At 72.0% G+C, this 16,698-nt stretch carries 16 protein-coding genes; 6 read left to right on the forward strand and 10 right to left on the reverse strand.

Going from position 1 to position 16,698, the window contains the following annotated elements; translation table 11 throughout:
• Positions 1-8 precede the first annotated feature (8 nt).
• The 4 genes from BCF44_RS18095 to BCF44_RS18110 form a co-directional block, all read right to left on the reverse strand.
• Positions 9-1,316: a peptidase MA family metallohydrolase gene (locus BCF44_RS18095; RefSeq protein ID WP_246015202.1), complete on the reverse strand. Its 1,308-nt coding sequence runs from the start codon at positions 1,314-1,316 to the stop codon at positions 9-11.
• Between the two features lie 16 nt (positions 1,317-1,332).
• Positions 1,333-2,376 (reverse strand): C40 family peptidase, encoded by a 1,044-nt coding sequence (locus BCF44_RS18100; RefSeq protein WP_147328528.1) that lies wholly within the window; start codon positions 2,374-2,376, stop codon positions 1,333-1,335.
• A gap of 88 nt (positions 2,377-2,464) precedes the next feature.
• A complete protein-coding gene (locus BCF44_RS18105; RefSeq protein ID WP_116175436.1) occupies positions 2,465-3,511 on the reverse strand; it encodes a C40 family peptidase in 1,047 nt (348 codons plus the stop codon).
• A 316-nt stretch (positions 3,512-3,827) separates the two neighbouring features.
• Positions 3,828-5,192 carry an NYN domain-containing protein gene (locus tag BCF44_RS18110; RefSeq protein WP_379798575.1) on the reverse strand — a complete coding sequence of 455 codons (1,365 nt, stop codon included), beginning with the start codon at positions 5,190-5,192 and terminating at the stop codon, positions 3,828-3,830.
• A gap of 331 nt (positions 5,193-5,523) precedes the next feature.
• Here BCF44_RS18110 and BCF44_RS18115 point away from each other — a divergent pair, with 331 nt between their 5' ends.
• Positions 5,524-7,242 (forward strand): DEDD exonuclease domain-containing protein, encoded by a 1,719-nt coding sequence (locus BCF44_RS18115; RefSeq protein ID WP_116175438.1) that lies wholly within the window; start codon positions 5,524-5,526, stop codon positions 7,240-7,242.
• Here BCF44_RS18115 and BCF44_RS18120 read toward each other — a convergent pair.
• Positions 7,235-7,705 carry a GNAT family N-acetyltransferase gene (locus BCF44_RS18120; protein ID WP_116175439.1) on the reverse strand — a complete coding sequence of 157 codons (471 nt, stop codon included), beginning with the start codon at positions 7,703-7,705 and terminating at the stop codon, positions 7,235-7,237. The two genes, BCF44_RS18115 and BCF44_RS18120, sit on opposite strands and share 8 nt — an antisense overlap.
• Positions 7,706-7,786: 81 nt before the next feature.
• On the opposite strand from BCF44_RS18120, the gene BCF44_RS18125 reads away from it, so the two are divergent.
• Positions 7,787-8,065 (forward strand): Lrp/AsnC family transcriptional regulator, encoded by a 279-nt coding sequence (locus BCF44_RS18125; protein ID WP_116175440.1) that lies wholly within the window; start codon positions 7,787-7,789, stop codon positions 8,063-8,065.
• On the opposite strand, the gene BCF44_RS18130 is transcribed toward BCF44_RS18125, so the two are convergent.
• Positions 8,017-9,255 carry an MFS transporter gene (locus BCF44_RS18130; protein ID WP_147328529.1) on the reverse strand — a complete coding sequence of 413 codons (1,239 nt, stop codon included), beginning with the start codon at positions 9,253-9,255 and terminating at the stop codon, positions 8,017-8,019. The two genes, BCF44_RS18125 and BCF44_RS18130, sit on opposite strands and share 49 nt — an antisense overlap.
• Positions 9,256-9,322: 67 nt before the next feature.
• Between BCF44_RS18130 and BCF44_RS18135 the strand changes: the two genes are divergently transcribed.
• Positions 9,323-10,297, forward strand: coding sequence for a DUF5937 family protein (locus BCF44_RS18135; protein ID WP_116175442.1), 975 nt, complete (start codon positions 9,323-9,325; stop codon positions 10,295-10,297).
• A gap of 47 nt (positions 10,298-10,344) precedes the next feature.
• Here BCF44_RS18135 and qcrB read toward each other — a convergent pair whose 3' ends face one another.
• From qcrB to ctaE, 4 genes are read right to left on the reverse strand one after another with little or no spacing between them, the layout of a single operon-like run.
• Complete coding sequence (gene qcrB / locus BCF44_RS18140; RefSeq protein ID WP_116175443.1) at positions 10,345-12,036, reverse strand: cytochrome bc1 complex cytochrome b subunit; 1,692 nt, start codon at positions 12,034-12,036, stop codon at positions 10,345-10,347.
• Positions 12,033-13,163 carry a cytochrome bc1 complex Rieske iron-sulfur subunit gene (gene qcrA, locus BCF44_RS18145; protein WP_116175444.1) on the reverse strand — a complete coding sequence of 377 codons (1,131 nt, stop codon included), beginning with the start codon at positions 13,161-13,163 and terminating at the stop codon, positions 12,033-12,035. Before qcrA ends, qcrB begins: the two co-directional genes overlap by 4 nt.
• Positions 13,160-14,005, reverse strand: coding sequence for a cytochrome bc1 complex diheme cytochrome c subunit (qcrC, locus tag BCF44_RS18150; protein ID WP_116175445.1), 846 nt, complete (start codon positions 14,003-14,005; stop codon positions 13,160-13,162). Before qcrC ends, qcrA begins: the two co-directional genes overlap by 4 nt.
• A gap of 35 nt (positions 14,006-14,040) precedes the next feature.
• The gene (gene ctaE, locus BCF44_RS18155; RefSeq protein ID WP_116175446.1) at positions 14,041-14,652 is read right to left on the reverse strand and encodes an aa3-type cytochrome oxidase subunit III; all 612 of its coding nucleotides are present in this window, start codon (positions 14,650-14,652) and stop codon (positions 14,041-14,043) included.
• A 60-nt stretch (positions 14,653-14,712) separates the two neighbouring features.
• Between ctaE and BCF44_RS18160 the strand changes: the two genes are divergently transcribed.
• Genes BCF44_RS18160 through trpD form a run of 3 tightly spaced genes read left to right on the forward strand, consistent with a single transcriptional unit; the run spans position 14,713 to position 16,582 of the window.
• Positions 14,713-15,111 (forward strand): hypothetical protein, encoded by a 399-nt coding sequence (locus tag BCF44_RS18160; protein ID WP_116175447.1) that lies wholly within the window; start codon positions 14,713-14,715, stop codon positions 15,109-15,111.
• 26 nt (positions 15,112-15,137) lie between these two features.
• A complete protein-coding gene (locus BCF44_RS18165) occupies positions 15,138-15,542 on the forward strand; it encodes a response regulator (RefSeq protein WP_116175448.1) in 405 nt (134 codons plus the stop codon).
• On the forward strand, positions 15,539-16,582 hold the full coding sequence (gene trpD / locus BCF44_RS18170) for an anthranilate phosphoribosyltransferase (RefSeq protein WP_116175449.1): 1,044 nt from the start codon (positions 15,539-15,541) through the stop codon (positions 16,580-16,582). Before BCF44_RS18165 ends, trpD begins: the two co-directional genes overlap by 4 nt.
• The last annotated feature ends 116 nt before the right edge of the window (positions 16,583-16,698 follow it).

Here is a 16,698-nt window from a genome sequence, read left to right on the forward strand (position 1 = left end):
CGACAAGATCAGAGCTTGCGGCGCAGGTAGTCCTGCCAGCCGGCGATCAGCCCGGCCTTGTCCACGCCGAGCACCTCGTGCAGCTCCTGGCTCACGTCGGCGTTCGCGCTGCCGCCGGCCACCCGCAGGTACAGCGTCACGAGGGCGTGCTGGCCGAAGGTGTCGGCGATGAACGACGTCAGCGTCCACGCCTCGTCATAGGCGAGGTTGATCTTGTCGCCGCTGGCCGCGAAGTCGCCGTTGGCCGGCAGGTCGGTCGGCGGGCGCCCGGCCCGCACCAGGTCCGCCACGTCGGCCGCGGCCACCGGCATGGGAATGCCGCTGTCCCGGTAGCCGACGTAGTTCGCGAACCCCTCCAGCATCCACATCGGCGTGCCGTCGACGGTGTAGCCGCGGGCGGCGATGTGCGTCATCTCGTGGCGCAGCACGATCTGCAACGACACCGCAGGCATCTTGGTGGCGTTCGCGGGGTTCAGCACGACCCGCTGCCCGACGGCGGTGTGCGCGACGTTGTCGACCCGGTCGGCGACGGCCACGGCGGCGATCGTGTCCACCGCGAACTCGGGGCCCACCAACGCCTTCAGCTCGTCGGTGGAGTCCGGCACCAGCACCGTCACCTCGCGCGACCACGGCTGGTCCCACACCGCCGACACGGCCGCCACGTCCGAGTCCAACTCGCCGGCGATCCGGTCGGCCAGCGCGACGTTGTCGGGATGGCCCAGCACCAGCCCGGACCTGGTCCGAACCGCCGTCACGGGGCCGAAGTCCCACGGCCCGCGCCACGTCTGGCGGGACGTCTCGGTGTCCGACGCGAGGTACCACTTCGTGCCGTGCCGCGCGAACAGGTAGCCCATGCCCTTGCTCGTCGGGTCCCGGTCCACGTCCCGCAGAGCGAAGTTCAGCTGCACCTGCGGCGCCCACAGCTCGTCCGCGGGGAACTCGCCCTTGGGCACCACGACCGCATTGCCCGGGTCCACGTCGTACGACCACACCGACAGCGGCACGGTGACGAGGTTGTCGAACATCACCGCCTGGCCCGTGCGGAACTGCGGCGACGCCTTCGGGTCGATCGTGGCCAGGAACGCCGCCCGATCCCCGTGCAGCACCGCCGCCGCCCGATTGCGCAGCAACGCCGTCACTTCGGTGAGCCGGGTGTCGGCCAGTGCCGGCGCGCCCTGCCCCGTCGGACTGCCCGTGACGGATACGGCCGGACCGGGCCCGGTGACGGGCTGCCCGACGAGCAGAATCACGCCACCGAGCGTCGTCGCGGCGACCGCCGCGACCAGCCATGCCCGGAACCGGGCCGATCCGGTCACGGGCCGATGCTAACCCTCAGCCGGCGAGGCGCTTCGCACCGAAGTAGTCCGACAGGCTGGACAGCGGCACGACCTTCACCGACTCGCCCTCGGTCGGCGCGTGCACCATCTCGGTCGCGCTGACCATCATGCCGACGTGGTAGATGCCGGACACGCCACCGCTGCTGAAGAACACCAGGTCGCCGGCCTGAAGCTCGCCGCGGCCGACGGACACGCCGGACCCGTACTGCGAGGCCGCCGAACGCGGCAGCGACACGCCCGCCTGCGCCCAGGCCCACTGCATCAGGCCGGAGCAGTCGAAGCCGACGCCCGGGGTCTCCATGCCGTAGTGGTACGGCGTGCCGCGCTGGCCCAGCGCCGCGTCCATGGCGGCGCCGGCGGCGCCGGCCGGGCCGATGAAGGTGCCCATGTCGCCGCCACCACCGCCGAGGGACTGCCTGGCCGCGGAGCTGAGCTTGGCCACGGCGGCCTTGGCGTCGTTGACGGCCTTGTCCGCGGCGTCCTTCTTGGTCTGGAGGTCAGCCAGGATCTTCTGGGCCGCGTCGGCCGCGTCCTGCGCCGTCTTCTGCGCGGCGGCGGCCTTGGTCTTGGCGTCCGAGGCCGACTTGACGGCCTTGTCGTACGTGTCGAGCACGGCGGAGTTCTGCGCGGCCAGCATCTCCAGCGCGCTGGACTGGTCCAGGAAGTCCTGCGCGGACTTGCCGGTCAGCAGGGCGGAGAGCTGGGTGAACTGCGCGCCGTCGAAGGCGGCGGCCGCGACCTGGTCGACCTGGCCGCGGTACTGCTCCTCCTTGGCCTGCGCGTCGGTCAGCTGCTGCGAGTACGTCTGGATGTCCGCGTTTGCCTTGGCCACCGCCGCCTGCTTGGCGGCCAGATCGTCCTTGGCCGCGAGGTACTGCTGGGCGATCTGGTCGGCTTGCTGGGTCTGCTGCTGGACCTGGTTCTGGGCATCCTGCGTGGGATCGGCTGTCGCCGCGCCCGGGTTGATGCTCACCGCCGCGGTCACCGCGCCGAGGGCCACCGCGCCACGCACTGCATGTCTGAGTCTGTTGGCCGCCACGCGATGGAGGGTACCGAGCGGGTGAACGCGCAAGGCCGGCACCCCAAAGGGTGCCGGCCTTGCGCTCAATGGCCCAGTCGGGCGGTTCTCAGCCCACGATCCGCTTCGCGCCGAAGATGTCCGAGCCGGAGTTCTGGATCGGCACGATCCGGACGTCCTCGCCCTCGGTCGGCGCGTGCACCACCTTGCCGTCGCCCACGTACATCGACACGTGGTGGATGTTGGAGGCGGAGCTGCCGTAGAAGATCAGGTCACCCGGCGCGAGCCCGTCCAGGGAGACGGCCTTGCCGACGGTGTACTGCGCGGCCGCGGAGCGGGGGATGTCGATGCCGGCCTGCCGGTAGGCCCACTGGGTGAGGCCGGAGCAGTCGAAGCCGGCCGGGGTGGTGCCGCCCCAGACGTAGGGCACGCCGCGCTGGCTGACGGCCGCGTTCATCGCGGTGCCGGCCGCGCCGGGCGGGCCCAGGAAGACACCGGTGTCGCCGCCGTTGAGCAGGCCCTTGGCCGCGGCGTCCAGCTGCTTGAAAACCGACTGGGACTTGGCCACGGCCGCGTCGGCGGCGGCCTTCTTGTTGCCCAGGTCGTTCACGATCGCCTGCTCGGCGTCCGCGGCGGCCTGCTGCGTCTTCTGCGCCGCAGCGGTCTTCGTCTTGGAGTCGTTGGCCGTCTTGATGGCGTTGTCGTACCCGTCCATCACGGCGGCGTTCTGCTGCGCCAGGAACTGGAGCTCGGTGGACTGGTCCAGGAAGTCCTGCGCGGACTTGCCGGTCAACAGCGCCGAGAGCTGGGTGAACTGGACGCCGGTGTAGGCGGCCGACGCGAGCTGGTCGACCTGCCCGCGGTACTGGTCCTCCTTGGCCTGCGCGTCCTTGGCCTGCTGCGTGAAGGTCTGGATGTCGGCGGCGGACTTCGCCACCAGGTCCTGCTTGGCCTTCAGGTCGTCCTGCGCCGCGAGGTAGGCCTGGGAGGCCTGCTCGGCCGCCTGGCTCGCCGCGTCGAGCTGGGCCTTCGCCTCCTGCGGCGTGGACGGCGTCGGATCGGCGACGGCGGGTCCCGGGTTCAGGCCGACGACGGTGGCCATGGCCGTGAAGGCCAGCGCGCCGCGCATCACGTGCTTGATTCGGTTCGACGCCACGTCGGTGGTGTCTCCTTCGAGAATGGCCCGTCTGGGGGAACGACCCCCCGACAGGTCGAAACAGACGGTGACCCCGCGTCGCCGGCCACGCCAGCCAGCTGGTCGCCGCGAGATCTCGGGTAGGTTACGAAACGAGGGTCGTCCCGTCCACCCGGCGTGACGTTGGCGACCGGTGAACGGTCGCGCTCACTCGTTCGGAGCAGCTCGGCGTCCCCCGAGCGGTACAGCCCGCCACCCAGGTTGACCTGGCGTGAATCCCGTTCGGCGCAATCCCCCATCCGTTCACCGAACCACCAGGTCGGCGGGGTTTAACTCTTCACACCCGGACGAGACGAGCCAGCAGCACCGCCGACGGCACCGGGTGCGCGCCGCGCCGGCGCACCGAATCCGCCACCGCGCGGTCGGACGTGACAACAACCACAGGCCGTCCCTCGGGTTCCGCCGTCACCAGCGCCCGGATCACGTCGTCCGCGAGCACGCCCGGGTCGGAGAACAGGACACGGACCCCGCGCGGCGCCGCCGACGGCACGGCGACCACGCCCGCGCCGTCGAACACCACCGTCACCTCCGCTCCCGTCCTGGCCGCCAGCACCGCCATCTGGTGGACGAGCCGGTCGCGCTGGTCGGACAGCGGCAGCTCGGGGTAGCCGGTCTTGGTCACGTTGTAGCCGTCCACGACCATGTGCACCGCCGGCAGCGCCAGCAGCCGATCCAGCGCCGCCGGGTCCTCCACGCGGCCGACCGTGCCCTGCGCCGCCGTCGCCCCGCGCACCATGTCCGCCGGGCGCGGCCCCGTGCCGCCGCCGATCGCCAGCTCGCGGCGCAGGCCGGTGACCGCGCCGTCCAGCGTGTCCACCAGCAGCGCCAGCCGCACCTCGTCGGCCTGGCGGGCCTCCCGCGCCGACTGCCGGGCGATCTCCGCGTCGTTCTCCGCACGGCGGGCCTTCGCCCGCTCCGTCTCCGCCCGCTCGCGTTCCCGGTCCCGCTCGGCGATCAGGGCCTTGACCTCCGTCAACGCCTCCGTGCGGACCTTCTCCGCCGCCGCCATCGCGCTGTCCGCGCGGTCACGGGCCTCGCGCAGCTTCACGCCCTGTTCCCGCAGCCGTTTGCGCAACCGCTCCAGCTCCGCGTCCCGCTCCTGGAGGACCTTCGCCTCCGCGCCCTGGCTCGCGTCCAGTTCGTCCCGTACGCGCTGAAGTTCCTCCTCCGCGCGCCGCGCCTTCGTCACGGCCGTGTCGCGCTCCGCGCGCAGCTGCCCCTCGCCCACCCGGCGGGCGACCAGCTCCACGAAGTGCACCGCCGCCGGCTCGCCCAGCAGCACCGCCGCGGCCGCCGCCGCCACCGGGTCCGGCGAGGTGCTGTCCAGCGCCGCCGGCCGGTGCTCGCGGCACCACTCCACCACCGCCGTGCGGAACGCGTGCACGTCGCGCAGGCCCGCGATCAGCGCCGCCCCGCCCAGCCGGGCCCGCTTGGCCGGCGCGAACCGCGCCACCGCCTTCACCTGCTGCGGGATGTCCACCCTGGCCAGCGCCCCGACCGCGTCCGCGCTGATCTCGGCCAGCCGGGACCGCACCGGGTCCGGCAGCGCGGACCAGTCCACAGTGGACTGATCATCGCCACCGTCCACGGCGGACAGCGCGGGCTCCTGACCCGGCTCATCGGCTTCGGCTGACGCGGACACCCCACCAGGCTAGTGTGTGGCAGCCGGCAGGGCTGACGGGGAATCACCCCACGCGTCCGCTTGCCCGCGCAACAACGCCCAGGTCACCCGTCTGGCGGCACCTGTGCCCATGCCGCGCGTCCCGCGCGGGGCTCGGCCCCTTCGGGGCCGCTGCCTTCACTTGCCGGATTTCGAGCGCCGCATCAGCTCCCCGCGGGGTGCGTGGGTGGCGGCGATCGAAATCCAGCAACCGCTCCAGGCAGCGGCGGGGCCTCGCGATCCCTCGGCTGGCGGCACCCGGACCGCGCGCCATCCAAAACTGTCAGGGGTGGCTGGCACTATCCCGATCACCATGACCACCACTGCTGAAGACCTGGGGCAGCTGTCGTTCGACGAGCTGGGCACGCCGTTGCGGGAGACCACGTTCGTGGTGGTGGACCTGGAGACCACGGGCGGGCGGCCGGGCGAGGACGCGATCACGGAGATCGGCGCGGTGAAGGTCCGCGGCGGGGTGGTGCTGGGCGAGTTCGCGACGCTGGTGAACCCGCGGCGGGGCATCCCGCCGGAGATCGTGCGGCTGACGGGCATCACCGAGGCGATGGTGTACGAGGCGCCGCCGATCGACGAGGTGCTGCCGGCGTTCCTGGAGTTCGCGGCGGGCGCGGTGCTGGTGGCGCACAACGCGCCGTTCGACACGGGCTTCCTGAAGGCGGCGTGCACCCAGCACGGCTACGCGTGGCCGAAACCGGCGGTGCTGTGCACGGTGCGGCTTGCCCGCCGCGTGTTGTCACGGGAGGAGGCGCCGAGCTGTCGCCTGTCGGCGCTGGCGGAGCTGTTCAGCACGGAGACGACGCCGAACCACCGCGCGCTGGACGACGCCCGCGCGACGGTGGACGTGCTGCACGGCCTCCTCGAGCGGCTGGGACCGGTGGGCGTGCAGTCGCTGGAGGAGCTGTTCGACTACCTCCCGGACGTGACGCCGGCGCAGCGCCGCAAGCGGTCCCTGGCGGCGCATCTGCCGTCGGAGCCGGGGGTGTACCTGTTCCGCGGCCCGTCGGAGGAGGTGCTGTACGTCGGCACGGCCTCGGACCTGCGGCGACGGGTGCGCCAGTACTTCACGGGCAGCGAGAGCCGGGGGCGGATCCGCGAGATGGTGGCGCTGGCGATCCGAGTGGACTCGGTGGTGTGCGCGCATTCGCTGGAGGCGGAGGTCCGCGAGCTGCGCCTGCTCACCGCCCACAAGCCGCAGTACAACCGGCGCTCCCGCAACCAGCAGGGCGGCTGGTGGGTGGTGTTGACGGACGAGGCGTTCCCCCGCCTGTCGGTGGTGCGACGGCCACGCGACGGGGCGCTGGGGCCGTTTCGCTCGCGTCAGGGCGCCGAGACGGCGGCGACGGCGTTGAGCGACGCCACGGGCCTGCGCACATGCAGCCAGCGCATCCCGTCCACGGGGGCGAAGGGCACGCCGTGTGCGTTGGCGGAGTTAGGCCGTTGCCGCGCGCCCTGCGCGGGACGCCAGGACGTGGAGGACTACGGCCACTCCCCGACGGCGGTCCGGGACCTGATCGCCGGCCGCGCCCTGACGCCGTTCGACAAGCTGGCCGCGCAGCTGGAGGAGTTGGCACTGGCGGAGCGGTTCGAGGAGGCGGCGGTCCGCCGCGACCGGCTGGCCGACCTGGTGCGGGCGGTGGACCGCAGCCAGCGGCTGGCGGCGCTCGCGGCGCTGCCGGAGCTGGTCGCGGCCCGCCCCGACGGCAGCGGCGGCTGGGAGTTCTCGGTGGTCCGGCACGGTCGGCTGGCCTCCGCCGGCGTGGCCCGCCGCGGGGTGCGGCCGATGCCGGTCGTCGACGCCCTGGTCGCGGCGGCGGAGACGGTGCTGCCGGGCGAGGGCCCGCTGCTCGGCGCCCCGGCCGAGGAGACGGGCGTGGTCCTGCGCTGGCTCAACCGGCCCGGCACCAGGCTCGTCTACTGCGACACGCCCTGGTCCGAGCCGGCGAAGTCCGCGGCGGGCTGGCGGGCCTGGGTGGACCGCGCGGTCGCCGGCCGCGCCACCTACGCGGGCCTCAACTGACCCGCCGGACCATCTCCACCCCGCCGTCGCGGACCTGGAAGCCGAGGCTCTCGTACAGGCCCCGGCCCTCCTCGCTCGCGTGCAGGTCGGATCGCGGCACGCCGAGGGCGTCGAGGTGCTCGACCAGCGCGGTGACGGCCAGCCGGGCCAGGCCCCGGCGTCGCCAGGCGGGGTCGGTGCAGACGTTGTGCAGGTGCGCCGACACCGTTCCGAGCTGGCCCGGCCGGGGCAGATCGAGGCGGACGAAGGCGGCGGCGCAGGAGGCCAATCCGCCGTCGGGCGCGTCGATGACGGTGGCGATCAGGTCCGGGCCGCCCAGTTCGCGCTTGAACACCGCGACCGCCTGCTGCCGCCAGTCGGTGGCCGACACGTCCCGGCCCATCGCCTCGAACATCAGCACCCGCAGCCGCACCAGCTCCTCGGCGTCGTCCGCGACCGCCGTCCGCACCCGCCAGCTGGACATGATCCCCCCGTCGCACCGGTCCCGACGCCCATCCTTGCCCTACGATCGGCACGTCGTCGAACCATTACAGGAGGTCCCGTCGTGATCACGGCGATCGTGTTGATCCAGGCCACCGCCGAGTCCATCCCGGAGGCCGCGCAGGCGATCGCGGACATCGACGGCGTGCAGGAGGTCTACTCCTGCGCCGGCGACGTCGACCTGATCGCGCACGTCAAGGTGGCCAAGCACGAGGACCTCGCCGAGCTGGTGCCCGGCCGGATCAGCAAGGTGCCGGGCGTGCTGAACACCGACACCCACATCGCCTTCCGCTCCTACTCGCGCCGCGACGCCGAGGAGTCCTTCTCCATCGGCCTCGACTGATCCATCACCATCTGCTGGCCCATCACGTCAGCCACCCGCGTCCGGAACACGGCGGCCGACAGCACGGCGACCAGGCCGCACAGCGCGATCACGTCCGCCACGGGCAGCGCGCCGGCCAGCGCTCCCGCCAGCGCGGGACTCACGCCCTGGACGGTCATCAGGCCGGTGGACAGCAGGCTGAACGCCTGGCCACGGCCATCGGCCGGCACGACGTCGCGGAACCGCTGCTGGATCGCCAAGCCGTAGGCGAAGCCGATGCCGGCGATCACCAGCAGCGCCCCGCACAGCACCAGGGGCGGGTCGGCGGCGAACCCCAGCAGCGGCAGGCCGACGACCGCCATCAGCGGCACGAGCAGCCGCCGGCGCAGGTCCGGTCCGACGACCCGGCCGAGCACGAGGCTGCCGATCATCATCCCGACCGGCACACAGGCCAGCAGTAGGCCGGCGACTCCCGCCGACAGGCCGCGAGCGGCGACGTAAGGCACCAGCAGGCTCTCCGCCCCGGTGGCGCAGGCCGGCGGCAGCCACTGGGCCAGGATCAGGGCCCGGGTCGTGCCGTCGCTGAGCAGCCGACGGTTGCCCGACCAGCTGCGCCGCAGCGCGTTGCCGGCCCCCACCACCGGCAGTTCGGGGAGCAGCAGCCGGATCCACGCCGCCGCGACGAGGTGCACCAGGGCGCTGACCAGCATGGCGTGTCGGCCGCCGAGCGCGGCGACGGCGACCCCTCCCCCGGCGAGGCCGATCAGCTGCGCCGCCGACGAGGCGAGCGTGAACAGCGAGCGGCCGAGCACGTACTCCTCGCCACTGAGCACATCCGCCACCACGCGGCCGGCCGCCCCGTTGGTCAGCGGCGTCGCCATCGCGACCGCCGCGACCACCACCATGCTCAGCCACACCGGCAGGTCGCCGAACGCCAGCAGCAGGCCGGTGCCGAACTCGATCAGGTAGCCGATGGCCATCAGCCGCCGCGGCGGGACAAGATCGGCGACCGCGCCGAACAGGCCGCCGCCGAGGAGCTGCGGCAGGAACGAGATCCCGTACGCCATCGCGCCCAGCAGCGGCGATCCCGTGGTGGCGAAGACCAGCACGGACAGCGCCACCGTGCGCAGGGTGTCGGCGGCGATGGCCAGGCTGCGCGTGGCGAACACCGCCCGGAACGAGTCGTTGGCGAGCACGCGGGCGTAGGTCATGGCGTCGAGCCTGCGGTCCACCAGCAGCAACGGGCCAGAGTTACGTGCCTGGACGTAAGGTGACGGCGTGATCCGGTTCGAGGTCGGCGGCGAGGACCTGCTCCGCAGCCGGTTCGCGCTGTCGCCGCTGTTCGAGCTGGACGGCCTCCTGCGGCGGTTGGCCGCACGCCGGCTGCCCCCCGCGTGGCTGACACGAATCACGCCCTCGTACCGCCTGCTGCAACGAAGTCCCGCCTTCCGCGCGGTGCTGGCCCTGCACTCGCCCCGACACGGCCCCGCGTTCATCGCGCCGCCGCCGCAGGGGTTGGCCCAGACCGTCGCCGCCGACCTCGCCGTCGTACGGGCGACGCCCCTGGAGCAGGCCCGCGAGGAGATCGCCGAATGCCTACGGCAACGCCCGTCGGCCGACGAGGAGGCGCTGGCGGTGCTGGCCGCGGCGGACGTCGTCGACCAGGTCGCGGATGCCCTCGACCGGGCCTGGCACGACCTGCTGGCCCCGGACTGGCCGCAGTTGCGCGCCATCTGCGAGCGGGACGTGGTGCACCGCGCCGGACGGCTGGGCAGCGGCGGCTGGCTCGCCGCCCTCGACGGCCTGCACGCCCGGGTCCGGTGGCGCGACGGCGGCATCGAAGTGCTGCGGAACACCCTGGAGCGGGCCATCGACCTACGGGGCGAGGGCCTGCTGCTGGTGCCGTCGGTCTTCGTCTGGCCCGGGGTGGCGGTGCACCACGAGGACCCGTGGCCGAAGACCCTGATCTACCCCGCCCGCGGCGTCGCCGCGCTGTGGGAGCACCCCGCACCCGTGCCGGGCGCGCTCGGGGCGCTGCTGGGACGGTCCCGGGCCCAGCTGTTGGCCGCCCTGGATACGCCGGCCAGCACCACCCAACTGGCCCGCAGCCTGGGGCTCGCGGTCGGCGCCGTCGGCGACCACCTCACCGTGCTGCGCCGCGCCGGCCTGTTGGACCGGGTCCGCGCCGGCCGCTCGGTGCTCTACCACCGCACCCCGCTCGGCGACGCCCTGGCCGCGCAGGTGGAGGAATGACAAAGCGGCCCCGGTCCGAAGACCGGGGCCGCTCCGCGTGACAACCGTCAGGCGTCGGGCTGCTGGGGCTTGCCCAGCAGCTCCTTGTCCTGGTTGAGCTGGCTCTCGCCGCTGACCACGTTCGAGCGCGTGTGCGCCTCGGCGCGGGCGGACTCGAGCGCGGCGACCTCGTCGGCCGGGTCCGGGCTGAGGAAGCCGCCGGCGACCGGCGCGCCCGCCGAGCCCAGCTTGTTCATCTTCTTCGGCACCGGCGCGCCCTGGTAGGCCAGCTCGTGCGGGTGGCCGTGCTCGTCGACCGGGCCCAGCGGCTGGTGCAGCTCGATGAACTCACCGTGCGGCAGCCGCTTGATGATGCCGGTCTCGATGCCGTGCTCCAGCACCTCGCGGTCGGCCCGCTGCAGGCCGATGCAGATCCGGTAGGTGATGTAGTACACCAGCGGCGGCGCGATCAGCAGGCCGATGCGGCCGATCCAGGTGGTCGCGTTCAGCGAGATGTCGAACTTGTCGGCGATGATGTCGTTGCCGCCGGACAGCAGGCAAACCATGAAGAACGTGATCGCCATCATGCCCAGGCTGGTCCGCACCGGCACGTCCCGCGGCCGCTGGAGCAGGTTGTGGTGCGCGGTGTCCTTGGTCAGCCGGCGCTCGATCCACGGGTAGACCGCGGCGATGCCGGTGAGCAGGGGCAGGCCCAGGATGAACGGCAGGAACGGCGCCGGGATGGTGAAGTTCAGGCCGAGCGGGAGGTGGATGTAGGCCTCCCAGGCCGGCCACAGACGCACCAGGCCGTCGGTCCAGCCCATGTACCAGTCGGGCTGCGAGCCCGCGGACACCTGGGACGGGTTGTACGGGCCGAAGTTCCAGATCGGGTTGATCTGGAACAGGCCGCTCATCAGCGCCAGCAGGCCCGCGACCATGGCGAAGAAGCCGCCGCCCTTGACCGCGAACACCGGCATGATGCGCACGCCGATGACGTTGCGCTCGGTGCGGCCGGCGCCCGGGAACTGGGTGTGCTTCTGGTACCACACCAGGCCCAGGTGCACGGCGATCAGCGCGAGGATGACGCCGGGCAGCAGCAGGATGTGCAGCGTGTAGATGCGCGGCAGGATGACGTTGCCCGGGAACTCGCCGCCGAACAGGATCCAGTCCACCCAGGTGCCCAGCACCGGGATCGACTCGATCAGGCCGAACATGACCCGGAGGCCGGTGCCGGACAGCAGGTCGTCGGGCAGCGAGTAGCCGAAGAAGCCCTCGAGCGAGCCGATCATGAACAGCACGACGCCGATGACCCAGTTCACCTCACGCGGGCGCCGGAACGCGCCGGTGAAGAAGATCCGGAACATGTGGGCGACGATCGCCGACATGAACAGCAGCGCCGCCCAGTGGTGGATCTGCCGGACGAACAGGCCGCCGCGGACCTCGAAGGTCAGGTCCAGCGTCGAGGCGAACGCCCGCGACATCTGGATGCCGCGCAGGTTGTCGAACGCCCCGTTGTAGGTGACCTCCTGCATGGAGGGGTCGAAGAACAGCGCCAGGTACGTGCCGGACAGCAGCAGCACGATGAAGCTGTACAGGGCGATCTCACCGAGCAGGAACGACCAGTGCGACGGGAAGACCTTGTTCAGCTGACGGCGCATGCCGGCGGCCAGGTGGTAACGGTCGTCGGCCCACTTCGCCGCGCCGCCCGCGACCCGTGTCGCCGTGTTGGCCGGCTTCGTCGGGGTGGTGATGCCGCTCATGAGTCACGCTCCCAGAAAGCGGGGCCGATCGGCTCCTTGAAATCGTGCAGCGCTACGAAGTATCCGCTCTCGTCCACCGCGATGGGAAGCTGGGGCAGCGCGCGGGCCGCCGGGCCGAAGACCGGCTTGGCGTACTCGAACACGTCGAACTGCGACTGGTGGCACGGGCACAGCAGCCGGCCGGTCTGCTGCTCGAACAGCGAGGTCGGGCAGCCCAGGTGGGTGCAGATCTTCGAGTACGCGTAGTAGTCGCCGAAGTTGTAGTCCTCCTGGCCGGCCCGCTTGACCACCGGCTGCGTCGGCCGCAGGCGGATCAGCATGACCGGGTTGTCGGCGCGGTGCAGCGCCGCGGACAGCGCCTCCTCGTTGCCCCGCTCCGACTCGCGGAACGGGAACACCGTCTCGAAGCCACCGGCGTCCAGGTCGGACGGCTTGATCAGGGAGATCTCGTTGGCGTCACCCGTGTTGCGGCGCAGGTACACCTTCTCGCCCGGGAAGTTCGGCTGCCAGCCGGTGTGCCAGAGCGAGTCCTTGGAGTTGGTGTCCTTGAACGGGTTCTTCAGCATGCCGCCCAGCGGGAGCACCACCAGGCCCAGGCCCATCACGCCGGCCGCGGCGCCCGCGGTCCGCTTGACCAGGCTGCGGCGGGTGATGGTGCTGCGGGTGCCGGCGTCGGCCAGCTCGGCCAGGACCGTCTCCTGGTCGACCTTCGAGGAGCCGCCGTCGTGGCGGTCCTGCACGGCCAGCTCGTGCGGGATGAACTTCTTGGTGTAGTTCAGCGCGCCCAGGCCCAGGCCGACCACGGTCAGGCCGAGCGTGATGCCGATCACCGGGGTGTACAGGCTGTACAGGAAGTAGCCGTCCGTGCCCGGCGCGGTGTACTCCCACGGCCACGCGATGAACGCCACGATGAAGGCGATGCCGGACACCGCGGCCAGCAGGAACCAGTAGGCCACCGCGCGCTCGGCGCGCTTCTCGGCCTTGGTGCCCTTGACCGGCCACGGGTCCTCGTAGCTGAGCATCTCGACGCCGTCGAGCTTGGTGCCGAGCGTGACCAGCTCGTCACGGCTCATGCCGTCCAGTTCCGCCTCGGAGGGGAGCTTGTCCTGCTGCTCGCCGCCGCTCATGCCTTGGCTCCGATCCACAGGGTCAGGCCGACCAGCGCGGCGATGCCCACGATCCAGCCGATCAAACCCTCAGAGATGGGGCCGAGACCGCCGAGCGCGTTACCACCGGGGTTGTTGTTGCCGTCCGTGACCGACTTGATGTACGCGATGATGTCCTTCTTCTCGTCCGGCGTGAGCTGCCGGTCGCCGTACACCGGCATGTTCTCCGGACCGGTGAGCATCGCGGTGTAGATCTCGCTGGGCTTGACGCCGTCCAGCTCCGGCGCGAACTTGCCGGAGGACAGCGCCCCGCCGCGCCCGGTGAAGGTGTGGCACTCCGCGCAGTTGACGCGGAACAGCTCGCCACCGCGGGCCGGGTCGTTGCCGACCAGCTGCGCGTCGGTGGCGTCCGGCTTCTCCTTGCCGCCGCCGTGGGCCTGGATGTACGCGCTGATGGCGTCGATGTCCTGCGGCGAGAAGGCGGCGGGCTTGCGCTGGGCCTCGGCGGTCTGGCCGCCGGACAGCGGCATGCGGCCGGTCGACAGCTGGAAGTAGGCCGCCGCCGAGCCGACGCCGATCAGGCTCGGCCCGCGGTCCTTGACGCCTTCCAGGTTCGCGCCGTGGCAGGTCACGCAGCTGTTGTTGAACAGCTGCTGGCCCCGCGCGACGAGGGCGGAGGTGTCCGACGCGCTCGCGGTCTGCGCGGTCGGCACGGCCGCGGCGTACAGCGCGCCCGCGCCCAGCAGCGCGATGCCGAGCGCCAACAGGCCGGAGACCCGCCGCTTGAGCTTGGACCGCGAGCGGTCCCGCTTACCCGCCTTGGCGGTGGTCCCCGCCGCGTCGGCAGGTGGCTTGGTGGTCATGGGAGGGCAACCCTTGCTGTCAGTTCGGGGCTGGGTCAGGGAATGAGGTAGATGACGGCGAACAGGCCGATCCAGACGATGTCGACGAAGTGCCAGTAGTAGGACACCACGATCGCCGAGGTCGCCTGCGCCGGCGTGAACTTGCTCAACCTCGTCCTGATGAGCAGGAAGATGAAGGCGATCAGGCCGCCGATCACGTGCAGCCCGTGGAAACCGGTCGCAAGGAAGAAGACCGTGCCGAAGGCGGAGCTGGGGATGGTGGTCCCCTCCTCCACCAGCATCCGGTACTCGTTGGCCTGGCCCAGAACGAAGATCAGGCCCATGAAGAAGGTCAGCACGTACCAGCGGCGCAGGCCGAACACGTCGCCGCGCTCGGCGGAGAAGACGCCGTACTGGCAGGTGACCGAGGAGAGCACCAGGATGATCGTGAACGGCAGCGCGTACGCCTTGTCCAGGTGGGTGGGCTCCGGCGGCCACACGCCGGTCGAGTTCTGGGCCTTCACCGTGAAGTACATGGCGAACAGGCCGGCGAAGAACATGAGCTCGCTGGACAGCCACACGATGGTGCCCACGCTGACCATGTTCGGGCGGTTCAGCGAGTGGACCCGCTGAGCGATGGGGGGAGCTGCCGTTGTCACGGGTCGCATTATTGCCTGCGGTGGATCAGGCCGCCCGGTCGGGTGGGGTGCAACGGGAGATCACGAGCGATGGGCGCGTTCGAGCGATTGAGGTCACTGTTCGGGGGGCGCGCGGAATTGCCGTTCGACCTGGACAACCCTGCTTTGGAAGTGGTTGCGGAGGCATTCGACCCGGCGGAGGCGGACTCCGCCGTGCTGGCCCGTTCGCCGCGCTGGCGGCCGGCCGAGCGGGCCGTGCTGCGGCACCACCTCGTGCTGCCGGCGACCTCGGTGGACCGGGCTCGCGAGCTGCTGGCCCAGGACGGCTGGGAGCTGCGAGTGGTCGAACCGGGTGATCCCAGCCGGTTGCAGGCGCGGCGGGCGCAGGTGATCACCGCGCTGAGCTGCGCGCAGGAGCGGTCCCGGATGGCCGGGCTGGCGCAGCGGCTGGGCGGGGACGCGCTGGGATGGGACTGCTTGCAGACCTGAAGGTGTGACACAGATAGCATCACGGTATGAGCACGCAGACGTGGAAGGTCCTGGTCTTCAGCCACCGGCCGGAGGTCCGCGAGGCGATCACCGGCGCGGTCGGCCGACGGCCGGCCCCGGACCTGGGTCACGTGGACTACGTCGAGGTCGGCACCGTCGCGGACGTGCTCTACCACCTCGACAGCGGCGCCATCGACCTGGCCATCCTGGACGGCGAGGCCCAGCCCACCGGCGGCATGGGGCTGTCCCGGCAGCTGAAGAACGAGATCGCCAACTGCCCGCCGATCGTGATCGCGGTGCGGCGCAAGGACGACCGCTGGCTGGCCACCTGGTCGCAGGCGGACGCCGTCATCGTGCATCCGCTGGACCCGCTGGCCGCGGCCGAGACCGTCGCAGAGGTGCTGCGGTCCGGCGCGTCCGTGACCCCATGAGCGCGCCGACCTGGCCGGAGCTGCTCGGTCGGCTGATCGCCGGGGACGACCTGACGGCGGAGCAGACCGGCTGGGCGATGGACCAGGTGATGACCGGCGAGGCCACGCCCGCGCAGATCGGCGGGTTCGCGGTCGCGCTGCGGGCCAAGGGCGAGACGCCCGACGAGGTGCTCGGCATGGCCGACTCGATGCTGCGGCACGCGCGGACCGTGGACGTGGCCGGGCGGGCGATCGACATCGTCGGCACCGGCGGCGACCAGGCCCACACCGTGAACATCTCGACCATGACGGCGATCGTCACGGCCGCCGCCGGCGTGCCCGTGGTCAAGCACGGGGCGCGCGCGTCGTCGTCCAAGTGCGGCACCGGCGACGTGCTCGAGGAGCTCGGCGTGGCCATCGAGCTGCCGCCCGACGCCGTGCAGCGGTGCGTGTCCGAGGTCGGCATCGGCTTCTGCTTCGCGCCCGCCTACCACCCGGCGCTGCGCTTCACCTCGGGGCCGCGCCGCGAGCTGGCCATCCCGACCGCGTTCAACATCCTCGGGCCGCTGTCCAACCCGGCGCAGCCCAAGTACGGGCTGATCGGCTGCGCGCGGGAGCCGATGGCCCCCGTGATGGCCGGCGTCTTCGCCTCGCGCGGGGCGAACGTGCTGCTGGTGCGTGGCGACGACGGCCTGGACGAGATCACCACGACCACCACCACCTCGGTGTGGATCGCCCAGGACGGGGCCGTGCGCACCGACCGCATCGACCCGTCGGTGCTGGACATCTCCCCCGCGCTGCCGGCCGACCTGGTCGGCGGCGACGCGCCGTACAACGCCCAGGTGGTGCGGGACCTGCTGAGCGGGCGGCCCGGTCCGGTGCGGGACGCCGTGCTGATCAACGCCGCCGGCGCGGTGGCCGTGTTCAACGGCCTCACCGGCGACCTGCACGCCGACCTGCGCGGCGGGCTGGCGGTGGCCGCCCAGGCCATCGACTCCGGTGCCGCCACGGCCCTGCTGGACCGCTGGATCGCCCTCTCGTCCAAGCTGGCGGCTGCCTAGCTTTTGATGCATGGAAGGGGGGGCGGTTTCACGTGGTCGTTGCAACGGGTGACTGCCCGGACAGTACCCGCGTCAGGCTCTGGGCCGGTGTCAGCCAGCCCAGGGTCTGACGCGGA

The sequence above is a fragment of the Kutzneria buriramensis genome, from assembly GCF_003387475.1.
In the GTDB taxonomy this organism is placed as follows: Bacteria; Actinomycetota; Actinomycetes; order Mycobacteriales; family Pseudonocardiaceae; genus Kutzneria; species Kutzneria buriramensis.

Bases quoted from the DNA above. Each gene is read 5' to 3' on its own strand.
- BCF44_RS18165 (WP_116175448.1), top strand. From the start codon at position 15,138: ATGAGCACGCAGACGTGGAAGGTCCTGGTCTTCAGCCACCGGCCGGAG.
- BCF44_RS18115 (WP_116175438.1), top strand. From the start codon at position 5,524: ATGACCACCACTGCTGAAGACCTGGGGCAGCTGTCGTTCGACGAGCTG.
- BCF44_RS18130 (WP_147328529.1), bottom strand. From the start codon at position 9,255: ATGACCTACGCCCGCGTGCTCGCCAACGACTCGTTCCGGGCGGTGTTC.
- qcrA (WP_116175444.1), bottom strand. From the start codon at position 13,163: ATGAGCGGCGGCGAGCAGCAGGACAAGCTCCCCTCCGAGGCGGAACTG.
- BCF44_RS18120 (WP_116175439.1), bottom strand. From the start codon at position 7,705: ATGTCCAGCTGGCGGGTGCGGACGGCGGTCGCGGACGACGCCGAGGAG.
- BCF44_RS18160 (WP_116175447.1), top strand. From the start codon at position 14,713: ATGGGCGCGTTCGAGCGATTGAGGTCACTGTTCGGGGGGCGCGCGGAA.
- ctaE (WP_116175446.1), bottom strand. From the start codon at position 14,652: ATGCGACCCGTGACAACGGCAGCTCCCCCCATCGCTCAGCGGGTCCAC.
- qcrB (WP_116175443.1), bottom strand. From the start codon at position 12,036: ATGAGCGGCATCACCACCCCGACGAAGCCGGCCAACACGGCGACACGG.
- trpD (WP_116175449.1), top strand. From the start codon at position 15,539: ATGAGCGCGCCGACCTGGCCGGAGCTGCTCGGTCGGCTGATCGCCGGG.
- qcrC (WP_116175445.1), bottom strand. From the start codon at position 14,005: ATGACCACCAAGCCACCTGCCGACGCGGCGGGGACCACCGCCAAGGCG.